General features: G+C 63.1%; 18 protein-coding genes. 14 read left to right on the forward strand and 4 right to left on the reverse strand.

The genetic code is table 11. The features are described from left to right. Positions 1 to 12: 12 nt before the first annotated feature. Entirely contained in the window at positions 13 to 837 is an 825-nt protein-coding gene (locus tag AC3YOG_RS10810) for an MBL fold metallo-hydrolase (protein WP_489935056.1), read from the reverse strand. Positions 838 to 883: 46 nt separating this feature from the next. Further along, positions 884 to 1,078: a hypothetical protein gene (locus AC3YOG_RS10815; RefSeq protein WP_489935057.1), complete on the reverse strand. Its 195-nt coding sequence runs from the start codon at positions 1,076 to 1,078 to the stop codon at positions 884 to 886. 114 nt (positions 1,079 to 1,192) lie between these two features. Between AC3YOG_RS10815 and AC3YOG_RS10820 the strand changes: the two genes are divergently transcribed. From AC3YOG_RS10820 to AC3YOG_RS10835, 4 genes are all read left to right on the forward strand, one after another. After that, entirely contained in the window at positions 1,193 to 1,384 is a 192-nt protein-coding gene (locus AC3YOG_RS10820; RefSeq protein WP_127752493.1) for a hypothetical protein, read from the forward strand. 110 nt (positions 1,385 to 1,494) lie between these two features. Beyond that, positions 1,495 to 1,740 (forward strand): DUF378 domain-containing protein, encoded by a 246-nt coding sequence (locus AC3YOG_RS10825; RefSeq protein ID WP_489935058.1) that lies wholly within the window; start codon positions 1,495 to 1,497, stop codon positions 1,738 to 1,740. Positions 1,741 to 1,806: 66 nt separating this feature from the next. Continuing rightward, the gene (locus AC3YOG_RS10830) at positions 1,807 to 2,103 is read left to right on the forward strand and encodes a hypothetical protein (protein ID WP_127752491.1); all 297 of its coding nucleotides are present in this window, start codon (positions 1,807 to 1,809) and stop codon (positions 2,101 to 2,103) included. 10 nt (positions 2,104 to 2,113) lie between these two features. Continuing rightward, positions 2,114 to 2,494, forward strand: a complete 381-nt coding sequence (locus AC3YOG_RS10835; protein WP_489935059.1) for a hypothetical protein — start codon at positions 2,114 to 2,116, stop codon at positions 2,492 to 2,494. Positions 2,495 to 2,497: 3 nt separating this feature from the next. Here AC3YOG_RS10835 and AC3YOG_RS10840 read toward each other — a convergent pair whose 3' ends face one another. Continuing rightward, complete coding sequence (locus AC3YOG_RS10840; protein WP_489935060.1) at positions 2,498 to 2,779, reverse strand: hypothetical protein; 282 nt, start codon at positions 2,777 to 2,779, stop codon at positions 2,498 to 2,500. Between the two features lie 107 nt (positions 2,780 to 2,886). Between AC3YOG_RS10840 and AC3YOG_RS10845 the strand changes: the two genes are divergently transcribed. The 5 genes from AC3YOG_RS10845 (at position 2,887) to AC3YOG_RS10865 (ending at position 8,001) form a co-directional block, all read left to right on the forward strand. Beyond that, complete coding sequence (locus tag AC3YOG_RS10845) at positions 2,887 to 3,477, forward strand: cysteine hydrolase family protein (protein ID WP_489935061.1); 591 nt, start codon at positions 2,887 to 2,889, stop codon at positions 3,475 to 3,477. Positions 3,478 to 3,480: 3 nt separating this feature from the next. Then, positions 3,481 to 4,458, forward strand: a complete 978-nt coding sequence (locus AC3YOG_RS10850; protein ID WP_489935062.1) for a TIGR03885 family FMN-dependent LLM class oxidoreductase — start codon at positions 3,481 to 3,483, stop codon at positions 4,456 to 4,458. Positions 4,459 to 4,560: 102 nt separating this feature from the next. Further along, positions 4,561 to 5,739 (forward strand): zinc-dependent alcohol dehydrogenase, encoded by a 1,179-nt coding sequence (locus tag AC3YOG_RS10855; RefSeq protein ID WP_489935063.1) that lies wholly within the window; start codon positions 4,561 to 4,563, stop codon positions 5,737 to 5,739. A gap of 133 nt (positions 5,740 to 5,872) precedes the next feature. Next, positions 5,873 to 7,690 (forward strand): YbhB/YbcL family Raf kinase inhibitor-like protein, encoded by a 1,818-nt coding sequence (locus AC3YOG_RS10860; protein ID WP_489935064.1) that lies wholly within the window; start codon positions 5,873 to 5,875, stop codon positions 7,688 to 7,690. A 59-nt stretch (positions 7,691 to 7,749) separates the two neighbouring features. Further along, entirely contained in the window at positions 7,750 to 8,001 is a 252-nt protein-coding gene (locus AC3YOG_RS10865; RefSeq protein ID WP_489935065.1) for a helix-turn-helix domain-containing protein, read from the forward strand. On the opposite strand, the gene AC3YOG_RS10870 is transcribed toward AC3YOG_RS10865, so the two are convergent. Beyond that, a complete protein-coding gene (locus tag AC3YOG_RS10870; RefSeq protein WP_489935066.1) occupies positions 7,998 to 9,083 on the reverse strand; it encodes an NAD(P)-binding domain-containing protein in 1,086 nt (361 codons plus the stop codon). The genes AC3YOG_RS10865 and AC3YOG_RS10870 overlap by 4 nt on opposite strands. Before the next feature lie 227 nt (positions 9,084 to 9,310). On the opposite strand from AC3YOG_RS10870, the gene AC3YOG_RS10875 reads away from it, so the two are divergent. The 5 genes from AC3YOG_RS10875 to AC3YOG_RS10895 all read left to right on the forward strand — a co-directional run bounded on the left by AC3YOG_RS10875 (position 9,311) and on the right by AC3YOG_RS10895 (position 15,818). Further along, positions 9,311 to 11,602 carry an FdhF/YdeP family oxidoreductase gene (locus tag AC3YOG_RS10875; RefSeq protein WP_489935067.1) on the forward strand — a complete coding sequence of 764 codons (2,292 nt, stop codon included), beginning with the start codon at positions 9,311 to 9,313 and terminating at the stop codon, positions 11,600 to 11,602. Further along, entirely contained in the window at positions 11,599 to 12,390 is a 792-nt protein-coding gene (gene fdhD, locus AC3YOG_RS10880) for a formate dehydrogenase accessory sulfurtransferase FdhD (RefSeq protein WP_489935068.1), read from the forward strand. The genes AC3YOG_RS10875 and fdhD overlap by 4 nt, the downstream gene beginning before the upstream one ends. A 130-nt stretch (positions 12,391 to 12,520) precedes the next feature. Next, positions 12,521 to 13,315, forward strand: coding sequence for a galactosyl transferase (locus tag AC3YOG_RS10885; RefSeq protein WP_489935069.1), 795 nt, complete (start codon positions 12,521 to 12,523; stop codon positions 13,313 to 13,315). Between the two features lie 116 nt (positions 13,316 to 13,431). Next, the gene (locus AC3YOG_RS10890) at positions 13,432 to 14,907 is read left to right on the forward strand and encodes a lipopolysaccharide biosynthesis protein (RefSeq protein WP_489935070.1); all 1,476 of its coding nucleotides are present in this window, start codon (positions 13,432 to 13,434) and stop codon (positions 14,905 to 14,907) included. Next, complete coding sequence (locus AC3YOG_RS10895; RefSeq protein ID WP_489935071.1) at positions 14,904 to 15,818, forward strand: polysaccharide pyruvyl transferase family protein; 915 nt, start codon at positions 14,904 to 14,906, stop codon at positions 15,816 to 15,818. The genes AC3YOG_RS10890 and AC3YOG_RS10895 overlap by 4 nt, the downstream gene beginning before the upstream one ends. The last annotated feature ends 16 nt before the right edge of the window (positions 15,819 to 15,834 follow it).

The raw sequence follows: 15,834 nt of genomic DNA on the forward strand, positions 1-15,834 counted from the left end.
CTGCCGCGCAGCCTATTTCTGGCTGCGCGGTACGGCAATTTCCCGGAAGTTCTCGGCAAGCTGATGCAAGGCCGCTCGCGTTTCAGAACCGCTCATGGCGCGGCCGTGCCCGGTGACCACGAGCTCGGGCTCAAGCGCCGCCAGGAGGCGCACCGATTGTTCCGCCGCGATCCAGTCCGGGGTGAAGTAACGCGGTGGCCCGTGCATTTCGGGCTCCTGCACCATGACTTCATAGGCGGATTCCTGCCCGGTGGTGATGATGGCGTCGCCGGCGATCAAGGTCCGGTCCGCCTCGCGCCAAAGCGAGATGTGGCCTTGCGTGTGCCCTGGAGTATGCAGCCAGCGCCAATCGGGCAGCATTGGAATAGCGCCACTGGGCGGCAGGAGCTGCAGCCACTGACTGACATTGACGGGATCGCGCGGGAACAGCGGTGCCAGCTTGGGCATGATGCCGCCATCGGCTGCCGCATCTGGCGGTGGATAGGCCTCTTGCCCGGAAAGGAACGGTGCTTCGAGGGCATGGGCGTATACGGGCACATTCCAGTGCCGGGCCAGATCTTCCAGCACTCCGACATGATCGAAATGGCCGTGGGTCTGGATGATGGCCGAAGGCGGCACGGCGCCAAAGCGCGACTCTGCGGCGTCCAGGATCTTGTTGCGCGAGCCGGGCAGCCCGCTATCCACCAGCACCCAGGGTCCAGTCGGGGCGCCGATGAACACCACATTGACCATGACGATGCGCAGGTAAGCTAGATCGGGCGCCAGTTCGCGCAAATGCTCGTCCTGCTTGGTTTCGTCGGCTCGAGCGTCCTGGCTCAGGGGGATCTGAACAGCCATGGTGGTTCCTTTGTGCTGCGGATGGTCAAGGCAGAGCAGTGGGCGACTAGGCGCCCCGTGTTTTCTGACCGCCCGAGGCAAAGGGCGTTCCCTCAGTCAGTTTCTGACGAGCGCGTTCCACGTCCTCGTCGCTGACATCGACCGGCAAGGAGGTATCGTCAGGAAGGCCTGCGCCGGTCTGGGCAATGGTTTCGTCCTTGGGACGGTCGTTGGCGCCGGTAGTCACTTTACTGCTGCTCATCGCTGTTCTCCCAGTTAACGCACGTTATCGGGACCCGGTGAGGCTGGTTTCCCAATGCAGAGTGGAACTGCCTAGGCCCACGGCGGTTGCAGTAGCAGCAACATGGGAGTTGAAATGGAACAGGACGGGACCCCCAGCGACCAGCCGCAGTCCGAGACTTCGGCGACCGTGACCGACCGCGGACGTGGCCCGGCGGAACGCGCCGTATTGGGCGAGGACCCACGCGGCAGCATTGTGCGCATCGTGGTGGCGGTAATCGTCTTTATCGTTGTTGCGGGGACGATCTTTTACATGTCGATGGGCTGACAAAGCCATCACGCCCCGTATTTAGCGTAATACTAAAGAGCTGCGCGGTTTTACGGAACCCAAAGGGTCCGGGCGAGCTTGTTTGTTCATAACTTGCCCAGGAGGCACTTATGAAGGCTCTCAATCTGATTACTCTACTGTTAATCATCATCGGCGGCATCAACTGGCTGTTGGTTGGCGCCTTCCAGGTCGATCTGGTGGCACAACTGTTTGGCGGCCAGGACGGGGCAATCGCCCGTATCGTTTACGTGCTTGTCGGCCTTTCGGCACTTTACCAATTGGTGCCGTTCTTCCGGGCCATGTCCACGGACGAAGTGATCGCCGAGCGCGGCACCACCACGACGACGCGCCTGTAGTTTTATGCGCCGGCGGCCGGAGCCACGCTCTGCCGCCGGTTTTTTGTGTCTAGCATGGAGGGGAAATTGAATACGGCCAATCTACAGCTCGAAGGGCTTTACCTGGCGCTTGCCGCGGTGAACCGCGCCCTGATCGATGCCGGCGTTGTCAGCACCGAGCAGCTCGACCTGGCGTTCCGCAAGACCGAAGCCATGGCCATGGGTGCCGAGCGGATGAACAGCCTGTCTCCAGCCGAGCGCGATGCCGTGTGTTTCCCCATCCGTTTGTTGCAGACTGCCCTTGAGTCTCCCGAGACGGCTGACTTCACCGAACTGGCTCGTACCGTGGGGATGACCAAGCCGCGCTACAACGATCAACAATAGGGTGGGCGAGATGGCGGGCGAACAAGGCTCTTATCGGCGGATCGCTGTTGGGGAAGACGCCGGCAATGCGGTAACGATCGGGATCGAAGCGGGTCCGGATGGGCGTCCATTTGCTGCGGTCTGGTGGCCAGCTAGCGGCGATGTGGACGGCGACGAAGCACAACATGACGATGTCGCGAGCGCCTTTGCCGCTGCCGAGGCAGCCCGGCAGTTGCATGGCTTTGCCGAAGTCGTCGTGGTGCTGCAGGACGATCTGCTTTGGAACCCGGCATGGGGCGAGATCGCGGCCGACCGAAATCGGGAACCGATTGGCGATGTTTCCGACACGGACCTTAATTCGCGCGAGGTTTACAACCTCGCGCGCGGGATTGAAGGCGAACGCGACGCCTAAGGCTCAGCCCATGGTGCCAAGCAGCGTGGCGCCGACCACCACGGCCGCACCGATCGCTACAAAGATCGCATAAAGCGCAGTGCCCGGCATCTTGGGTCCCGGGCGGTATTTCGGCCGGTTGGCGGCGTCCAGCTTGCGCTCCGAGGCGGTTGGGGGACTTCCACCTGCTTCAGCATCGGTCCCGAGCGGGGCCGCGGCGGGATCGGGGAAGCCGATTTTCTCCCCGGTCGCTCCGCTGTCGATTTCCTGGCGCAACTGGTCGGTGGTGGGTGCGTCTTTGGCCATTTGCCGTCTCCGTTTGCAACGATAATGCCGGGGGTGGAGGTGTGTTCCGTCCGGGAACAATCGCCATGGGGTGGCGTTGACGCGGCACTTACTTGTGCGGATCAACCATGAATTTCACCAATTGTGTGCATCTCTGCGTGGACATGCAACGCATGTTCGCGGAGGAGACCGACTGGCATGTCGAAACGCTTGCCGGCGTGCTGCCCGCGATCGAGGCACTGACCGAGCCTCACGCGGCGCGGACGGTATTCACCCGCTTTGTGCCGCCGGAACGGGCTGAAGACGCGCAGGGGAGCTGGCAAGAATATTACGAGGCCTGGCCCAATATGCTGCGCGAGCAAATGGCGCCTGAGATGGTGGACCTGGTCCCCTCGCTGCAGCGCTTTGTTCCGCCGGCCGCAGTGATCGACAAACCGGTTTATTCACCCTGGTGGTCAGGCGCGCTGCACCAGCAGTTGCAAGCCAAAGGGGTCGACACGCTGGTGATTACCGGCGGCGAAACCGAGGTGTGCGTGCTGTCCACCCTGATGGGCGCGATCGATCTGGGATACCACGTCGTGTTGCCCAAGGATGCGGTGTGCAGCTCGGCGGCCGAAACTCACGCCGCAATGCTTTCCATCTATGACAGCCGCTTTGGCATCCAGCTGACGGCCTGCACCACGCAGGACGTGCTCGATCAATGGCGACGCGAGGGATAATCCATGCAGATCGGCTACCACGCTTCCCACGAACAGTTTGCTCCCTCGAGCCTGCTCAAGCTGGTGCAGCAGGCGCAAGAAGCGGGTTTTTCCTGCGCCAAATCGTCGGACCATATTCATCCCTGGAGCGAGCGGCAGGGTCACTCGGGCTTTGCTTGGTCGTGGCTGGGGGCCGCCATGGCAGTGACCGATTTTCCGATCGGCTCCATTTCGGCCCCGGGATATCGCTATCACCCGGCCATCGTCGCGCAGGCCGCGGCAACGCTGGGGGAAATGTTTCCCAACCGGTTCTGGCTGGCTCTCGGCAGCGGGGAAGCGCTCAATGAATCGATCACCGGCACCTATTGGCCCGACAAACCCGAGCGCAATGCCGTGCTGGCCGAGTGTGCCGCGGTCATCCGGGCGCTGTTTGCCGGGGAAACCGTCACCCATCGCGGCAGGGTCACAGTGGTGGAGGCCAAGCTTTATTCCCGCCCCGCCCAGCCGGTGCCGCTGTTTGGCGCCGCCATTACCCCCAAGACCGCAGCGTTTGTTGCCGAATGGGCTGATGGTTTGTTGATCACCGGCGGCGATGTCGAGGAGATCCGTCCGACTATTGAGGCCTTCCGCGACAATGGCGGTGCGAACAAGCCCGTTCATATCCAGCACGCGCTGTGCTGGGCGACGACCGAGGACGAGGCGTTCGAGCAGGCGCTGGATCAATGGTCGGCCAATGCCATTGGCGGCGAGGTCAACTGGGATCTGCGCCGGCCCAGTGACTTTGATGCGGCCACGCGCTTTGTGCGACGCGAAGACATCGCCAAAGCAGTGTTCGTGTCGGCCGATCTTGGGCGGCACCGCGCCGCTATCGAGGCTTACGGCGAATTGGGGGCGACCGCAGTGCATCTGCACCAGGTTGGGCGCAACCAGGCGGAGTTTATCGAGGCATTTGGCACCAAGGTGTTGCCGGGACTGGATCGGATCACGGCGAGCGCGCGTTAACCACGCAGCAAAGGCCAGCGGGAACGAGCATCGGCTCGGTTCCGAGGCTTATTCCTGCGGAAGGCGCGACTGGCGCTGGCCGCACCAACCCTGGAGAACCCAATGAAAGCGTTGTGCTGGCACGGCAAAGGCGATGTTCGCTACGATACCGTCGATGACCCCAAGATCGTCCATGGCCAGGACGCCATCATCAAGGTGACCTCCTGCGCGATCTGCGGCTCGGATTTGCATCTTTATGATGGGTTCATGCCCACGATGGAGTCAGGGGACGTGCTCGGCCACGAAACCATGGGCGAAGTGGTGGAGGTCGGCAAGGACAACACCAAGCTCAAGGTCGGCGACCGCGTCGTCGTGCCCTTCAACATTGCCTGCGGGCAGTGCTGGTTCTGCCAGAACCAGATGTTCTCTCTGTGCGATCGCTCCAATCCCAATGCGGCGATCGCTCGCGCCGCGATGGGCTATTCGCCCTCGGGCCTGTTTGGCTATTCGCACATGCTGGGCGGCTATGCCGGCGGGCAGGCCGAATATCTGCGCGTGCCCTTTGCCGATGTCGGCCCGATCAAGGTGCCTGAGGAACTCACCGACGAACAGGTGCTGTTCCTCAGCGACATTTTCCCCACGGGCTATATGGCCGCGGAAAATGCCGAGATTGAGCCGGGCGACACGGTCGCCATCTGGGGCTGCGGCCCTGTCGGGCAGTTCGCCATCCAGAGCGCGTGGCTGATGGGTGCGGGCCGCGTCATCGCCATCGACAATGTCCCCGAGCGGCTCAAGATGGCCGAGGTGCATGGCAAGGCCGAAACCATCAATTTCGACGACGCCAGCCCCTATGACGTGCTGTTCCAGATGACCAATGGGCGCGGCCCGGACCGGGTGATCGATTGCGTGGGCACCGAGGCCCATGCGAGCGGCGCACCGGATTCGGTGATCGACAACGTCAAGCAGAAGGTGGGTCTCGGCACCGACCGGGCACATGTGCTGCGCGAGGCCATCATGTGTTGCCGGAAGGGCGGCACCATCTCGATGCCCGGCGTTTATATCGGCATGCTCGACAAAGTGCCCATGGGCGCCTTCATGAACAAGGGTCTCACCCTCAAGACGGGGCAGACCCACACCCATCGCTATCTGGCGCCGCTGCTGCAGCTGGTGGTGGACCGCAAAATCGATCCGACCTTCGTGATCACCCACCAGGCCGATCTATCGGAAGGGCCCGAGCTTTATCGCAAGTTCCGGGACAAAGAAGATGGCTGCATCAAGGTGGTGATGAAGCCCGGCGCTTAACCCAGGTTGGCGCCCTATCGGGCGCCCGCCTGCCTTCTCTTATGCCTCTGGTGCCAGCAAATTCTTGCTGGCGGGGATCGGGAACCGGGCCTGAGGAGTTGGATTAACCAAACCCCTCAGGAACGAAACCCCGATGACCCGAGCTTCTTCCGCCCTCGCCACCTCCGCAACCGTGTTGCTGGCCTTGGCCACTCCGGCCGCCGCCCAGCCGCAGGGCACTGTTGGACAATATTCCGATGTGACTATCGAGGGGTCGATCCTCGAGCCCAGCCCGGTCGAGATTGAAGACGACGCCGAGCTAGCCGGGAAGATCACGGTGCCCGAGGGTTTCACCGTCGAGGTGGTGGGCCGGGATCTCGGCAATACCCGCATGCTGGCGGTGCACGAGGACGGGCATGTTTATGCCACCCGCCGCCAGGAAAGCGACATCATTCGGCTGATCGATGCGGATGGCGACGGTAAGTTCGAGGATTTCGCCAAGCTTGCTGGCCGCCCCGGCATGCATGGCATCTTCATTGATGGCGATACCGCCTATCTCGCGACCGCGACGGAAGTTTTTACCGCTCCGATCCAGGACGATGGCAGCTTTGGCGAACTGACGCGGATCATCGACGATCTGCCCGATGCCGGCCAGCACCCCAACCGCACCCTGGCGATCGGCCCGGACGGGATGCTCTATATAACTGTAGGCTCGACCTGCAATGCTTGTGACGAGTCCAACCCGGAAAGCGCCACAATTCTGCGCGCGACCCCTGATGGCAAGACCCGCACCATCTTTGCTTCGGGTCTGCGCAATACGATCGGCTTTGGCTGGGAGCCCGGCACGGGCAAGCTTTACGGCGCCGATCACGGCACCGACTGGCTGGGCGACGAGGAGCAAAAGGAAGAGTTCAACCTCGTCGAGCAGGGCAAGCAATATGGCTGGCCCTACATCTACGACTTCTCCAACTTCAACCCGCAGGACAATCCGCCCGAGGGCATTACGCTCGAGGAATGGGCCGAGGCCAGCGAGGAACCGCTGCTCGGCTATACGGCCCATGCCGCGCCCATGCAGATGACCTTTTACGAGGGCGAGGCCTTCCCTGAGGAATATCGCGGCGACGCCTTTATCGCCATGCGCGGCTCCTGGAACCGCCGCCCGCCGAGCGGCTATGAAATCACCCGGGTCGATTTCGAGGACGGCGAGCCCAAGGACTGGACCTCCTTTGCCACTGGTTGGCTGATCGAGAACGATGATCAAAGCTATGACTTCCTCGCCCGGCTTGCCGGATTGACCGAGGATATCGATGGCTCGCTGCTGCTGGCCGATGATTTCAACGGCATCCTCTACCGCATCAGCTATGAGGGCGAGGATGGGGCAGGCAGCGATGCGGCTGCCGCGTCCAGCACGCCCAATCTGGTCGAAACACCCGCGCCTTCCGACACCGCGATCAATCTCGTGGAGGCCGATGGCACGCTTGCTGTCAGCAGCTCGAGCTTTGCGGATAATGGTGCGATCCCCATCGCCCATGCCGCCGAAGGGCATAATGCCTCCCCGGCCCTCTCCTGGGACGAGGCGCCCGAAGGCACAAAGTCCTTCGCCGTGATCATGGATGATCCCGATGCCGACGAGCCCAAGCCCTTCGTGCACTGGGTGCTTTTCGACATCCCCGCTGACGTCACGACCCTGCGCGAGGGCATCAACACCGATCCGGTGCTGCAGGACCCCGAAGGGGCCAAGCAGGGCAGCAATAGCCGCGGCCAGACCGGCTATTACGGCCCCCGCCCGCCGCTCGAGGATCCCGCCCACAACTACCATTTCCAGGTCTTTGCGCTCGATCTGGCCGAGTTGCCGGTGGAACTGGGGGCCAAACGCGAGGACGTGCTGGCGGCGATGGAAGGCCATGTGCTGGCCAAGGGCGAAGTGGTGGGCACCTATCAGCGCCCCACCGAAGAAAAACCCAAGAACTAGCTAGCTCGGATCACGCGGGAGCGCGCCCGGGCGCGTTCCACGCCAGCAAGGATCAAGCCATGACCACGCCCGACACCCTGAGCGATGCGGCCCTCGCAGTATTCGCCTTTGCCATTTATCACCAGCTCGAAAGCGGCGATCCCGTCACCAAAGTGATCGCGGATGACGGCAAGGGCCACCACGCCGATCCAAAGGCCGTTGCCGAACTCGAAGAGCTGGGCCTGGCCACGCGCGAAGACAATTCGGTCAGCTTCACGCCCCAGGGCATGGAGATGATTACCCTCTTGATCGGCCGCCTGCGCGGGCGCTAGCCCATGGCTTTGCCGAGGCCAAGCGTCGCGATTAATTCGGCCGCGGCCGCGGCGCCCGCGCGGTTGGCGCCGATGGTGGACGCCGACGGGCCGTAGCCGACCAGATGAACCCGCGGATCCCACAAGACCTGGGTGGCCAGCCGCCCGCCCATGCGGATGCCACCGCCCTCTTCGCGCAAGTCGAGGGGGGCAAGATGATCTAGCGACGAGCGAAAGCCGGTGCACCAGAGGATGACATCGGCCCGCTCTTGCCTTCCATCGCTCCAGCGCACGCCGGTTTCGGTGATCTCGCTGAACATCGGACGGCGCTGCAACACGCCACGCGCCCGCATCGCTGATATCGCTGGCGTTTCGGGCAGCCCCGTGACCGACACGACCGAAAGCGGCGGCAGGCCGGCCCGCACGCGTTGCTCCACCATAGCGACGGCGGCCCGGCCGGCTTCGATGTCGAAGGGTCCGGTGCGGAACTGCGGCTCACGCCGGGTTACCCAAAGCGTCGTGGTCACTTGCGAGATTTCGTCCAGCAGTTGGATTGCCGAAATGCCGCCGCCGACCACGACGACATGCTTGCCGCGGAAGTGCTCGGCCCCCTGATAGTCGGCGGTGTGCAATTGCTCGCCGCCGAACGTCTCGGCCCCCGGATAATGCGGCACGAAGGGCGCCGTCCAGGTGCCGGTGGCGTTGATGATGCCCCGGGCCGAGAACACGCCCCGGTCCGTTTCGATCCGCAGCCGCTCGCCACGGCTGACCACGCAGCGCGCGCTGACCGGCCGCAGCACCGGCAGCTCGAACCTGCGTTCATATTCAGCGAAATATTGCGGCACCGCCACCCGGGCCTGCACCTGCGGATCATCCAGCGCGATCGCGTCGCCAAAAGCCAGCCCCGGCAGATCATGGACGCGATTGACCGTGCTCAGGGTCAACGAGGGCCAGCGGAACTGCCAGGCGCCTCCTGGGGCCTCGGCACTGTCGAGCACGACAAAGCCGCGGCCCGCGACAATGCCGCGCTGGCGCAGGTGATAGGCGGCAGACAAACCCGCCTGCCCGGCCCCAATCACGACAATATCGGCCTTCCGAGCCACTCGGACGGAGGCGTCACCCAGTTGTGTTTGCTTGTCGGACAGTGGCCAAGCTCCAGAATTGAATCAATCAACTGCGCCAAGTGACTGCACTTGTTGGCTTCTATTCTTGATCGGCGCAAGGGAGAAAGCCGATTTTCCGTTGCGGGCAGTCTTTCCGCTCGCGCCGCAACCGGTTAGCGTCGGGGGTGTTTGAACTTAACCAAGCTGTCGATGAAAGCGAGCGTCTCATGGCCAGAAAAATCACCATCGCGCCCTATAGCGGACCGGCTGGCGGCTGGGGTTCAATCAAGTCCGTCAGTAAATATCTCGACAGCGAAGGCATTCTGGCGACGGGCCCCCTGGCGCTGCGCAAGCAGAACAAGCCCGAGGGCTTTGCCTGTGTCAGCTGCGCCTGGGCCAAGCCGGTGCCATCCCATCCCGCCGAGTTCTGCGAAAACGGCGCCAAGGCGACCGCCTGGGAGCTGACGCGCAAGCGGGTGACGCCCAGTTTCTTTGCCGAACACACGGTGAGCGAGCTCAAGACCTGGCCCGACCATGACCTCGAGGCCATCGGCCGGCTAACGACGCCGCTGCGCTACAACGCCCAGACCGATAAATACGAAGCCGTGGACTGGACCGAAGCCTTTGCCAGCATCGGGCGCGAGCTGGCCGCCATTCGCGACAGCGATCCCAAGCGCACGGTGTTCTATGCATCTGGCCGGGCGTCGCTTGAAACCTCCTATATGTATCAGCTGCTGGCGCGCCTTTATGGCAACAACAACCTGCCCGACAGCTCCAATATGTGCCACGAATCCACTTCGGTGGGCTTGGCCGAAAGCATCGGGGTGCCGGTGGGAACGGTGGTGCTGGACGATTTCAAATCCGCCGATGCCCTATTCTTTTTCGGCCAGAATGTGGGCTCCAACAGCCCGCGCATGCTGCACCAGTTGCAGGAAGCCAGCGACCGCGGCGCGACCATTGTCAGCTTCAACCCGCTCAAGGAGCGCGGGCTCGAGCGGTTCGTCAATCCGCAGAACCCGGTGCAGATGCTGACGCAGCACGAAACCCGCATCAGCCGCGAATACTACCAGGTGCGCCCGGGCGGCGATATTTCGGTGGTGATCGGCATGTGCAAATGGCTGTTCGAGGCCGATGCCAAGGCGCAGGCGGAACAGCGCCATCCGGTGCTCGACCACGCCTTTATTGCCGAACACACCCATGGCATGGAGGAGTTCCGCGCCTTTGCCGAAGCGCAGGATTGGGCTGATCTCGAGCGCGAAACGGGGCTCACCCGCGCCCAGATCGAGCGCGCTGCCGCCATCTATGCCGCCGCCCCGGCCGCCATGGTGGTTTATGGCATGGGCATCACCCAGCATAAGCTGGGGGTCGAAGCGGTGCAGATGCTGGTCAATCTGGCGCTGCTGCGCGGCAATATCGGCCGGCCCGGCGCCGGCATCTGCCCGGTGCGCGGCCATTCCAATGTGCAGGGCCAGCGCACGGTCGGGATCGCTGAAAAACCCGAACTCGTGCCGCTCGACCGGATGGAGGAACTCTACCAGTTCAAGGCGCCGCGAGAAAAAGGCACGACCACGGTGGAAGCCTGCGAGGGCATCATCAATGGCACGATCGAAGCCTTTATTGGGCTTGGCGGCAATTTCCTGCGCGCCGTGCCCGATCATGGGCCGATGGAAGAGCACTGGCCCAAGATGCGCCTGACCGTGCAAGTCGCCACCAAGCTCAATCGCGGCCAGCTGTTCTGCGGCAAGACGGCGTTCCTGCTGCCCTGCCTTGGGCGGATCGAATATGACCGGCAGGCCACCGGCAAGCAGGTGGTGACGGTGGAGGATTCCACCGCCGTGATCCACCAGTCACGCGCCATCAACGAGCCCGCCAGCCCCGATCTGCTGTCGGAGCCGCGCATCGTGGCCGAGATCGCCAAGGCCACCCTGCCCCCCAATCCCAATGTCCCCTGGGACCAGTGGGTGGGCGATTATAGCCTCGTGCGCGACGCCATCGAGCGCACCTGGCCCGAAATGTTCAAGGACTTCAACCAGCGCATCAAAAAGCCCGAAGGCTTCCGCCGCCCGATTGCCGCCAGCCACCGCCAATGGAAAACCAATACGGGCAAGGCCAATTTCAAGGTGCCCTCGGCTCTGGGCGGCAGCTTTGATGATGGCAAGGATCCCGATGTGCTGCGCCTCATCACCTTGCGCAGCAATGACCAGTTCAACACCACCGTTTATGGCTATCACGACCGCTTCCGCGGCGTGGAAGGCACCCGCGACGTGCTGTTCCTCAATGGCGAGGACATGGCGCGCTTCGGCATTGCCGATGGCAGCACTGTCGCCCTCGAAACGGTGGCCGATGATGGCGTGCCACGTCGTCTCGGCGGGCTGCGCGCCATCAAATACGACATGCCCAAAGGCAGCTGCGGCGGCTATTATCCCGAATGCAATGTGCTAATCCCGGTCTACCAGCACGCCGAGCAAAGCCATGTGCCGGCCGCCAAGTCGGTGCCGGTGCGGATCGTGCCGGCGTGATCCCGACCCATCAGTTTGTGCAGCATCAGCGCTGGGCCGGGCAGTTTGACCCGGCCGGGCGCGACATTGCCACTGAAGCGGCCGTGGCCGTGGTGGTCAATGGCTCGACCTATGCCGTGATGATGGCGACGCCGGCCGATCTCGAAGACTTCGCGATCGGCTTCGCGCTAACCGAGGGGATGATTGCCGAGTTCGGCGAAATCGAGCGCTTCGAAATCGTCGAGCACGCCGCGGGGATGGAAGCACGCCTCTGGGTCGCCGAAGAACGGGCGCGCGCCCTCGCCGCCCGCCGCCGCGCCATGGCCGGCCCCACTGGGTGCGGGTTATGCGGCATCGAGAGCCTCGAACAGGCGCTGCGCACCACGCCGCGGGTGACGAGCGAACTCACCCTGTCACCCGACCAGATCATGGCGGCGGTAGCAGCGCTCCGGCCCGCCCAGTCACTCAACGCCCTCACCCACGCCGTGCATGCCGCCGCGCTCTGGCAGCCCTCTGCGGGGCTCCTGGCGCTGCGCGAAGACGTCGGCCGCCACAACGCCCTCGATAAACTCGCCGGCGCCGCCCGCCGCCAGCACCTCCCCGCTACGAACGCGACCCTCCTCCTCACCAGCCGCATTTCGGTGGAACTCGTGCAAAAAGCTGCCGTGCTCGGCACTGGCATCCTCCTCGCCATCTCCGCCCCCACCACCCTCGCCATCCAAACCGCCCAAGCCGCCAACATCACCCTCCTCGGCGTGGCGCGAGACGATGGCTTCGAGGTGTTCACGCATGGATGGCGGGTGGGATAGCTGGAGGGGCAGCCCTCCCGATACATAAGGTGGGCATTGCGTAAGTAGTTGTGCGCTGAGTTGGTGGCAATGCGCCTGCTAAAACCGGGAAACGGGTGCGGGCACCCGGCTTTGTAACCCCGGCCAGCATATGCCAGCTCTGAGCTTCGTCATCCCAATTCGCGACCATGCCGGTGTGGCCGACTGGCCTGCAGCCATGCGCAATCTGCAGGCTACCGCAGCCTCGATCGCGGCACAAACCAGCTCGAGCTGGCGATGCATTGTCGTGGCGAGCCGCCATTCTCCCCTGCCGCACTTGCCCGGCAAGATCGAAGTGCATCGCCTCGATCTGCCCACACCGGCGCCGTTGCCGCCCCTCGCCAATCTGGAGCAGCGGTTCGAGGCGATCCGGGCAGACAAAGGCCGCCGGGTGCTTGCGGGCATTCTTTCCATCGCTCCAGACGATTATGTGATGACAGTCGACTATGATGATCTGGTCAGCAATCGCCTCGCCGCCTTCGCCGAAGCTCACCCTGCCCAGCCAGGCTGGTTTGTAGATAGCGGCTATCTTTATGACGGCTCATCAACCCTGATGCGGCTGGGGTCAGGCTTTGACGAGCTGTGCGGCACGTCCCTGATCATCCATGCCGATCGGCTGGTGCTGCCGCCCACGCTGGAAGCCGCCGACGAAACCTATCTGCGCCAGTGGTTCGGCAGCCACAAATTTGCCAAGCGGCGTCTCGCCCAAGCCGGCACTCCCCTCGCACCACTACCATTCCCCGGAGCCATCTACCGAGTAGGGCATGACAATGCCGTCAGCGCATCGAGCGCGATATGGCGCCAGTTCCTGCCGCGTCGACAGAGGCTTTTCCCGCAGTTGCGCTCCCTCACCCGCCTTCGCCTCCTCACCCCCAAACTGCGGAGCGAGTATTTTGCCCGATCGTAAAAGGCGCTTCACCTTGCTGATTTTTGCCGCCGTGGCCACGGCGCGCCGCGACACTGCCAATTGGTAACGTTGCGCCGCATTGTGGCGCCGCAAGCTCGGCCGGAAAACTGGTCCTGATGGCCTATGATACTCAGATAGGCCAACATGTTGGAGGCTCCCGCAGCCAGAGGGCTGTTGCGGGCGTATTATGGTCCGTTTTCAGCAGTTTGATGCCCGGCCTGATCAGTGCCGGCGTGTTCCTGGCGACCTCGCGCGCCCTTGGTCCCGATGATTTTGGTATCGTTGCTCTCGCCAGCACGATTGTCGCCTTGGTTGGCGCTGTGGCCCCTGCTGGCTTCGGGCAAGCACTCGTCCAGCGCACCAACATCAATACAGCGCATCTGAACGCCGTCTTTTGGCTCTGCGCCGGGCTGGCAGCCCTCCTTTATGGCCTAGTGTGCGTGCTCGCTTGGCCGCTGGCGGACGCCATGGGGCAGCCACTGCTCGCCGCGCTGATGCCGGTTCTCGGCAGCAAGATCGTGCTCGATCTTCTCGCCATCGTGCCCAACGCCTTGCTCGTTCGAACCATGTCGTTCCACAAGCTGGCCGTGCGCACCGTGCTGGCCTCGCTTGCGGGTGCCGCGGTTTGCCTTGCCGTGTTGTTTGCGGGTTATGGGCTCTGGGCACTGGCATTGTCCCAGCTTGCTTCGTCAGCGGCTGCCGCGATAGGTTCGCTGGTCAGCGTCCGGTGGCTGCCCCGCTTTTCGTTCGAGCAAGCCGCCTTTCGAGAGCTATCGAGGTTTGGCGGCTTCGCCACTGGGGCCAACCTGATCAACTCGATCAATCTTGATCAATTGCTGATCGGGAGCCTGCTTGGTCCCTATGCGCTTGGTCTGTTCGGCTTTTCGCGGCGAATCTTCCAATTGCTGAGCGACGTCATGGCCGGACCGTTGAACGCGGTCTCGTTCTCCCTGTTGTCCACCATGCAGGGGGAGGCGGAGTTGCGGCGCAAGGCTTTCCTGACCGCAACGTTCCTATCTGCCTTGGTGTCGTTCCCGGTGTTTACGGGCGTGGCGCTCATTGCGGGCGATTTGGTGCCGCTCTTTTTTGGCTCGCACTGGACGGAGGCGGTGTCCGTCCTACAGGCCTTTTGCGCAATTGGGCTTCTGGCCTGTATCGGCGTGCTGCAAGCCTCACTGATGAACAGCAATGGCAACGCTAATCTTTGGCTCTACTATCTGGTGGGCCGCCAGCTTGCGACCGGAATTTGCATCATCCTGCTTTACCGCTACGGCGTTGCCGAACTGAGCATCGGCTTGGCTATTCAGACCTATCTGATGTGGCTACCTTCGGTGCACATGGTGGCGCGCATTCTGAACATGCCGATGCGCCAGTATCTCTGGAGTTTTCGGGTGCCCTTCCTGGCGACGCTGGCAATGGCAGCGTCAGTTTATTGGATGCTCACCTTCTGGCCATTCAGCACACCTCTAGCGCGAGTTACAGTGGCTGTTGCGACAGGCGCCTTCGTGTACGGCAGCGTGATGTGGTTGCTGGCGCACCGGCAACTTCGCGCAATCTGGCATATGCTCTCGAAGCGGAGAAGCATGCCGTGAAGCTTACTTACTATCGCGGGGAAACGCCCAATTTCGGAGATGAGCTGAACACATATTTATGGCCCAGGCTTTTGCCGGGCGGGTTTCTCGACGAGGATGAAAGCGAGCTCTTCCTCGGAATTGGTTCGATCATCTGGGATTTTCTGCCTGCCACTGCGCACAAGTTCATCATGGGCTCAGGCTTTGGCGGCTATAGCGCCCTACCCGATCTGCACGATGGCAGCTGGACCCCGGTTTTCGTGAGAGGGCCGAGAACGGCACAACTGCTCGGATTGCCCGTCCAGCTCGCCATCTGCGACAGCGCCGTCTTGCTGCGCAACGTTTACCCGCTGCAGCAATCCTTCCGGTCCGGCGTCGGCTTCATGCCGCACTTCGAAAGTGTGAGCCGGGGCTACTGGCAGGAGGCCTGCGCCTTGGCCGGGGTCAAGTTCATTGACCCAACCGCCCCGGTTCAGCAGACCCTCGCCGGCATCGCTGGGCTCGAACGCCTCATTACCGAAGCCATGCACGGTGCCATTGTCGCCGACGCGCTACGAACGCCGTGGAGCGCGGTGAGACCCATCCATCCCCAGCACCACGCCAAATGGCTGGACTGGTCAGAGGCCCTGAGTACGCGGGTCCGCTGGCAGGAGCTCTTGCCCAGCAGTCTGCTGGAGGTTGCGGTTAAGCTTACGCAGGGCAGGAGGTACTATGACGGCCGCGCCACTATCTTGCGGGACCACCCGGCCCTCGCAGTGCCGAACAGGCTGTTCACGCAGCTTGCGGCGGCGCGGCTCTCGGCGGTTGCCCGGGCCGAGCCGCAACTGAGTTCGGATCGGGTGATTGCCGAGGTCACCGAGCGGGCGACCGCGGCGCTGTATGGGTTTGTCGAAGCGCGCCGGCAAAGCACGATGCTTCCTAGCCGACGCTGACTCGGTTTCGGAGCCC

The organism is Devosia sp. Z6_126 (assembly GCF_058133495.1).

What these genes read in the sequence shown, in the direction of transcription:
- AC3YOG_RS10810 (WP_489935056.1), bottom strand. Translation starts at nt 837, where the DNA reads ATGGCTGTTCAGATCCCCCTGAGCCAGGACGCTCGAGCCGACGAAACC.
- AC3YOG_RS10815 (WP_489935057.1), bottom strand. Translation starts at nt 1,078, where the DNA reads ATGAGCAGCAGTAAAGTGACTACCGGCGCCAACGACCGTCCCAAGGAC.
- AC3YOG_RS10820 (WP_127752493.1), top strand. Translation starts at nt 1,193, where the DNA reads ATGGAACAGGACGGGACCCCCAGCGACCAGCCGCAGTCCGAGACTTCG.
- AC3YOG_RS10825 (WP_489935058.1), top strand. Translation starts at nt 1,495, where the DNA reads ATGAAGGCTCTCAATCTGATTACTCTACTGTTAATCATCATCGGCGGC.
- AC3YOG_RS10835 (WP_489935059.1), top strand. Translation starts at nt 2,114, where the DNA reads ATGGCGGGCGAACAAGGCTCTTATCGGCGGATCGCTGTTGGGGAAGAC.
- AC3YOG_RS10840 (WP_489935060.1), bottom strand. Translation starts at nt 2,779, where the DNA reads ATGGCCAAAGACGCACCCACCACCGACCAGTTGCGCCAGGAAATCGAC.
- AC3YOG_RS10845 (WP_489935061.1), top strand. Translation starts at nt 2,887, where the DNA reads ATGAATTTCACCAATTGTGTGCATCTCTGCGTGGACATGCAACGCATG.
- AC3YOG_RS10850 (WP_489935062.1), top strand. Translation starts at nt 3,481, where the DNA reads ATGCAGATCGGCTACCACGCTTCCCACGAACAGTTTGCTCCCTCGAGC.
- AC3YOG_RS10855 (WP_489935063.1), top strand. Translation starts at nt 4,561, where the DNA reads ATGAAAGCGTTGTGCTGGCACGGCAAAGGCGATGTTCGCTACGATACC.
- AC3YOG_RS10860 (WP_489935064.1), top strand. Translation starts at nt 5,873, where the DNA reads ATGACCCGAGCTTCTTCCGCCCTCGCCACCTCCGCAACCGTGTTGCTG.
- AC3YOG_RS10865 (WP_489935065.1), top strand. Translation starts at nt 7,750, where the DNA reads ATGACCACGCCCGACACCCTGAGCGATGCGGCCCTCGCAGTATTCGCC.
- AC3YOG_RS10875 (WP_489935067.1), top strand. Translation starts at nt 9,311, where the DNA reads ATGGCCAGAAAAATCACCATCGCGCCCTATAGCGGACCGGCTGGCGGC.
- AC3YOG_RS10885 (WP_489935069.1), top strand. Translation starts at nt 12,521, where the DNA reads ATGCCAGCTCTGAGCTTCGTCATCCCAATTCGCGACCATGCCGGTGTG.
- AC3YOG_RS10890 (WP_489935070.1), top strand. Translation starts at nt 13,432, where the DNA reads ATGGCCTATGATACTCAGATAGGCCAACATGTTGGAGGCTCCCGCAGC.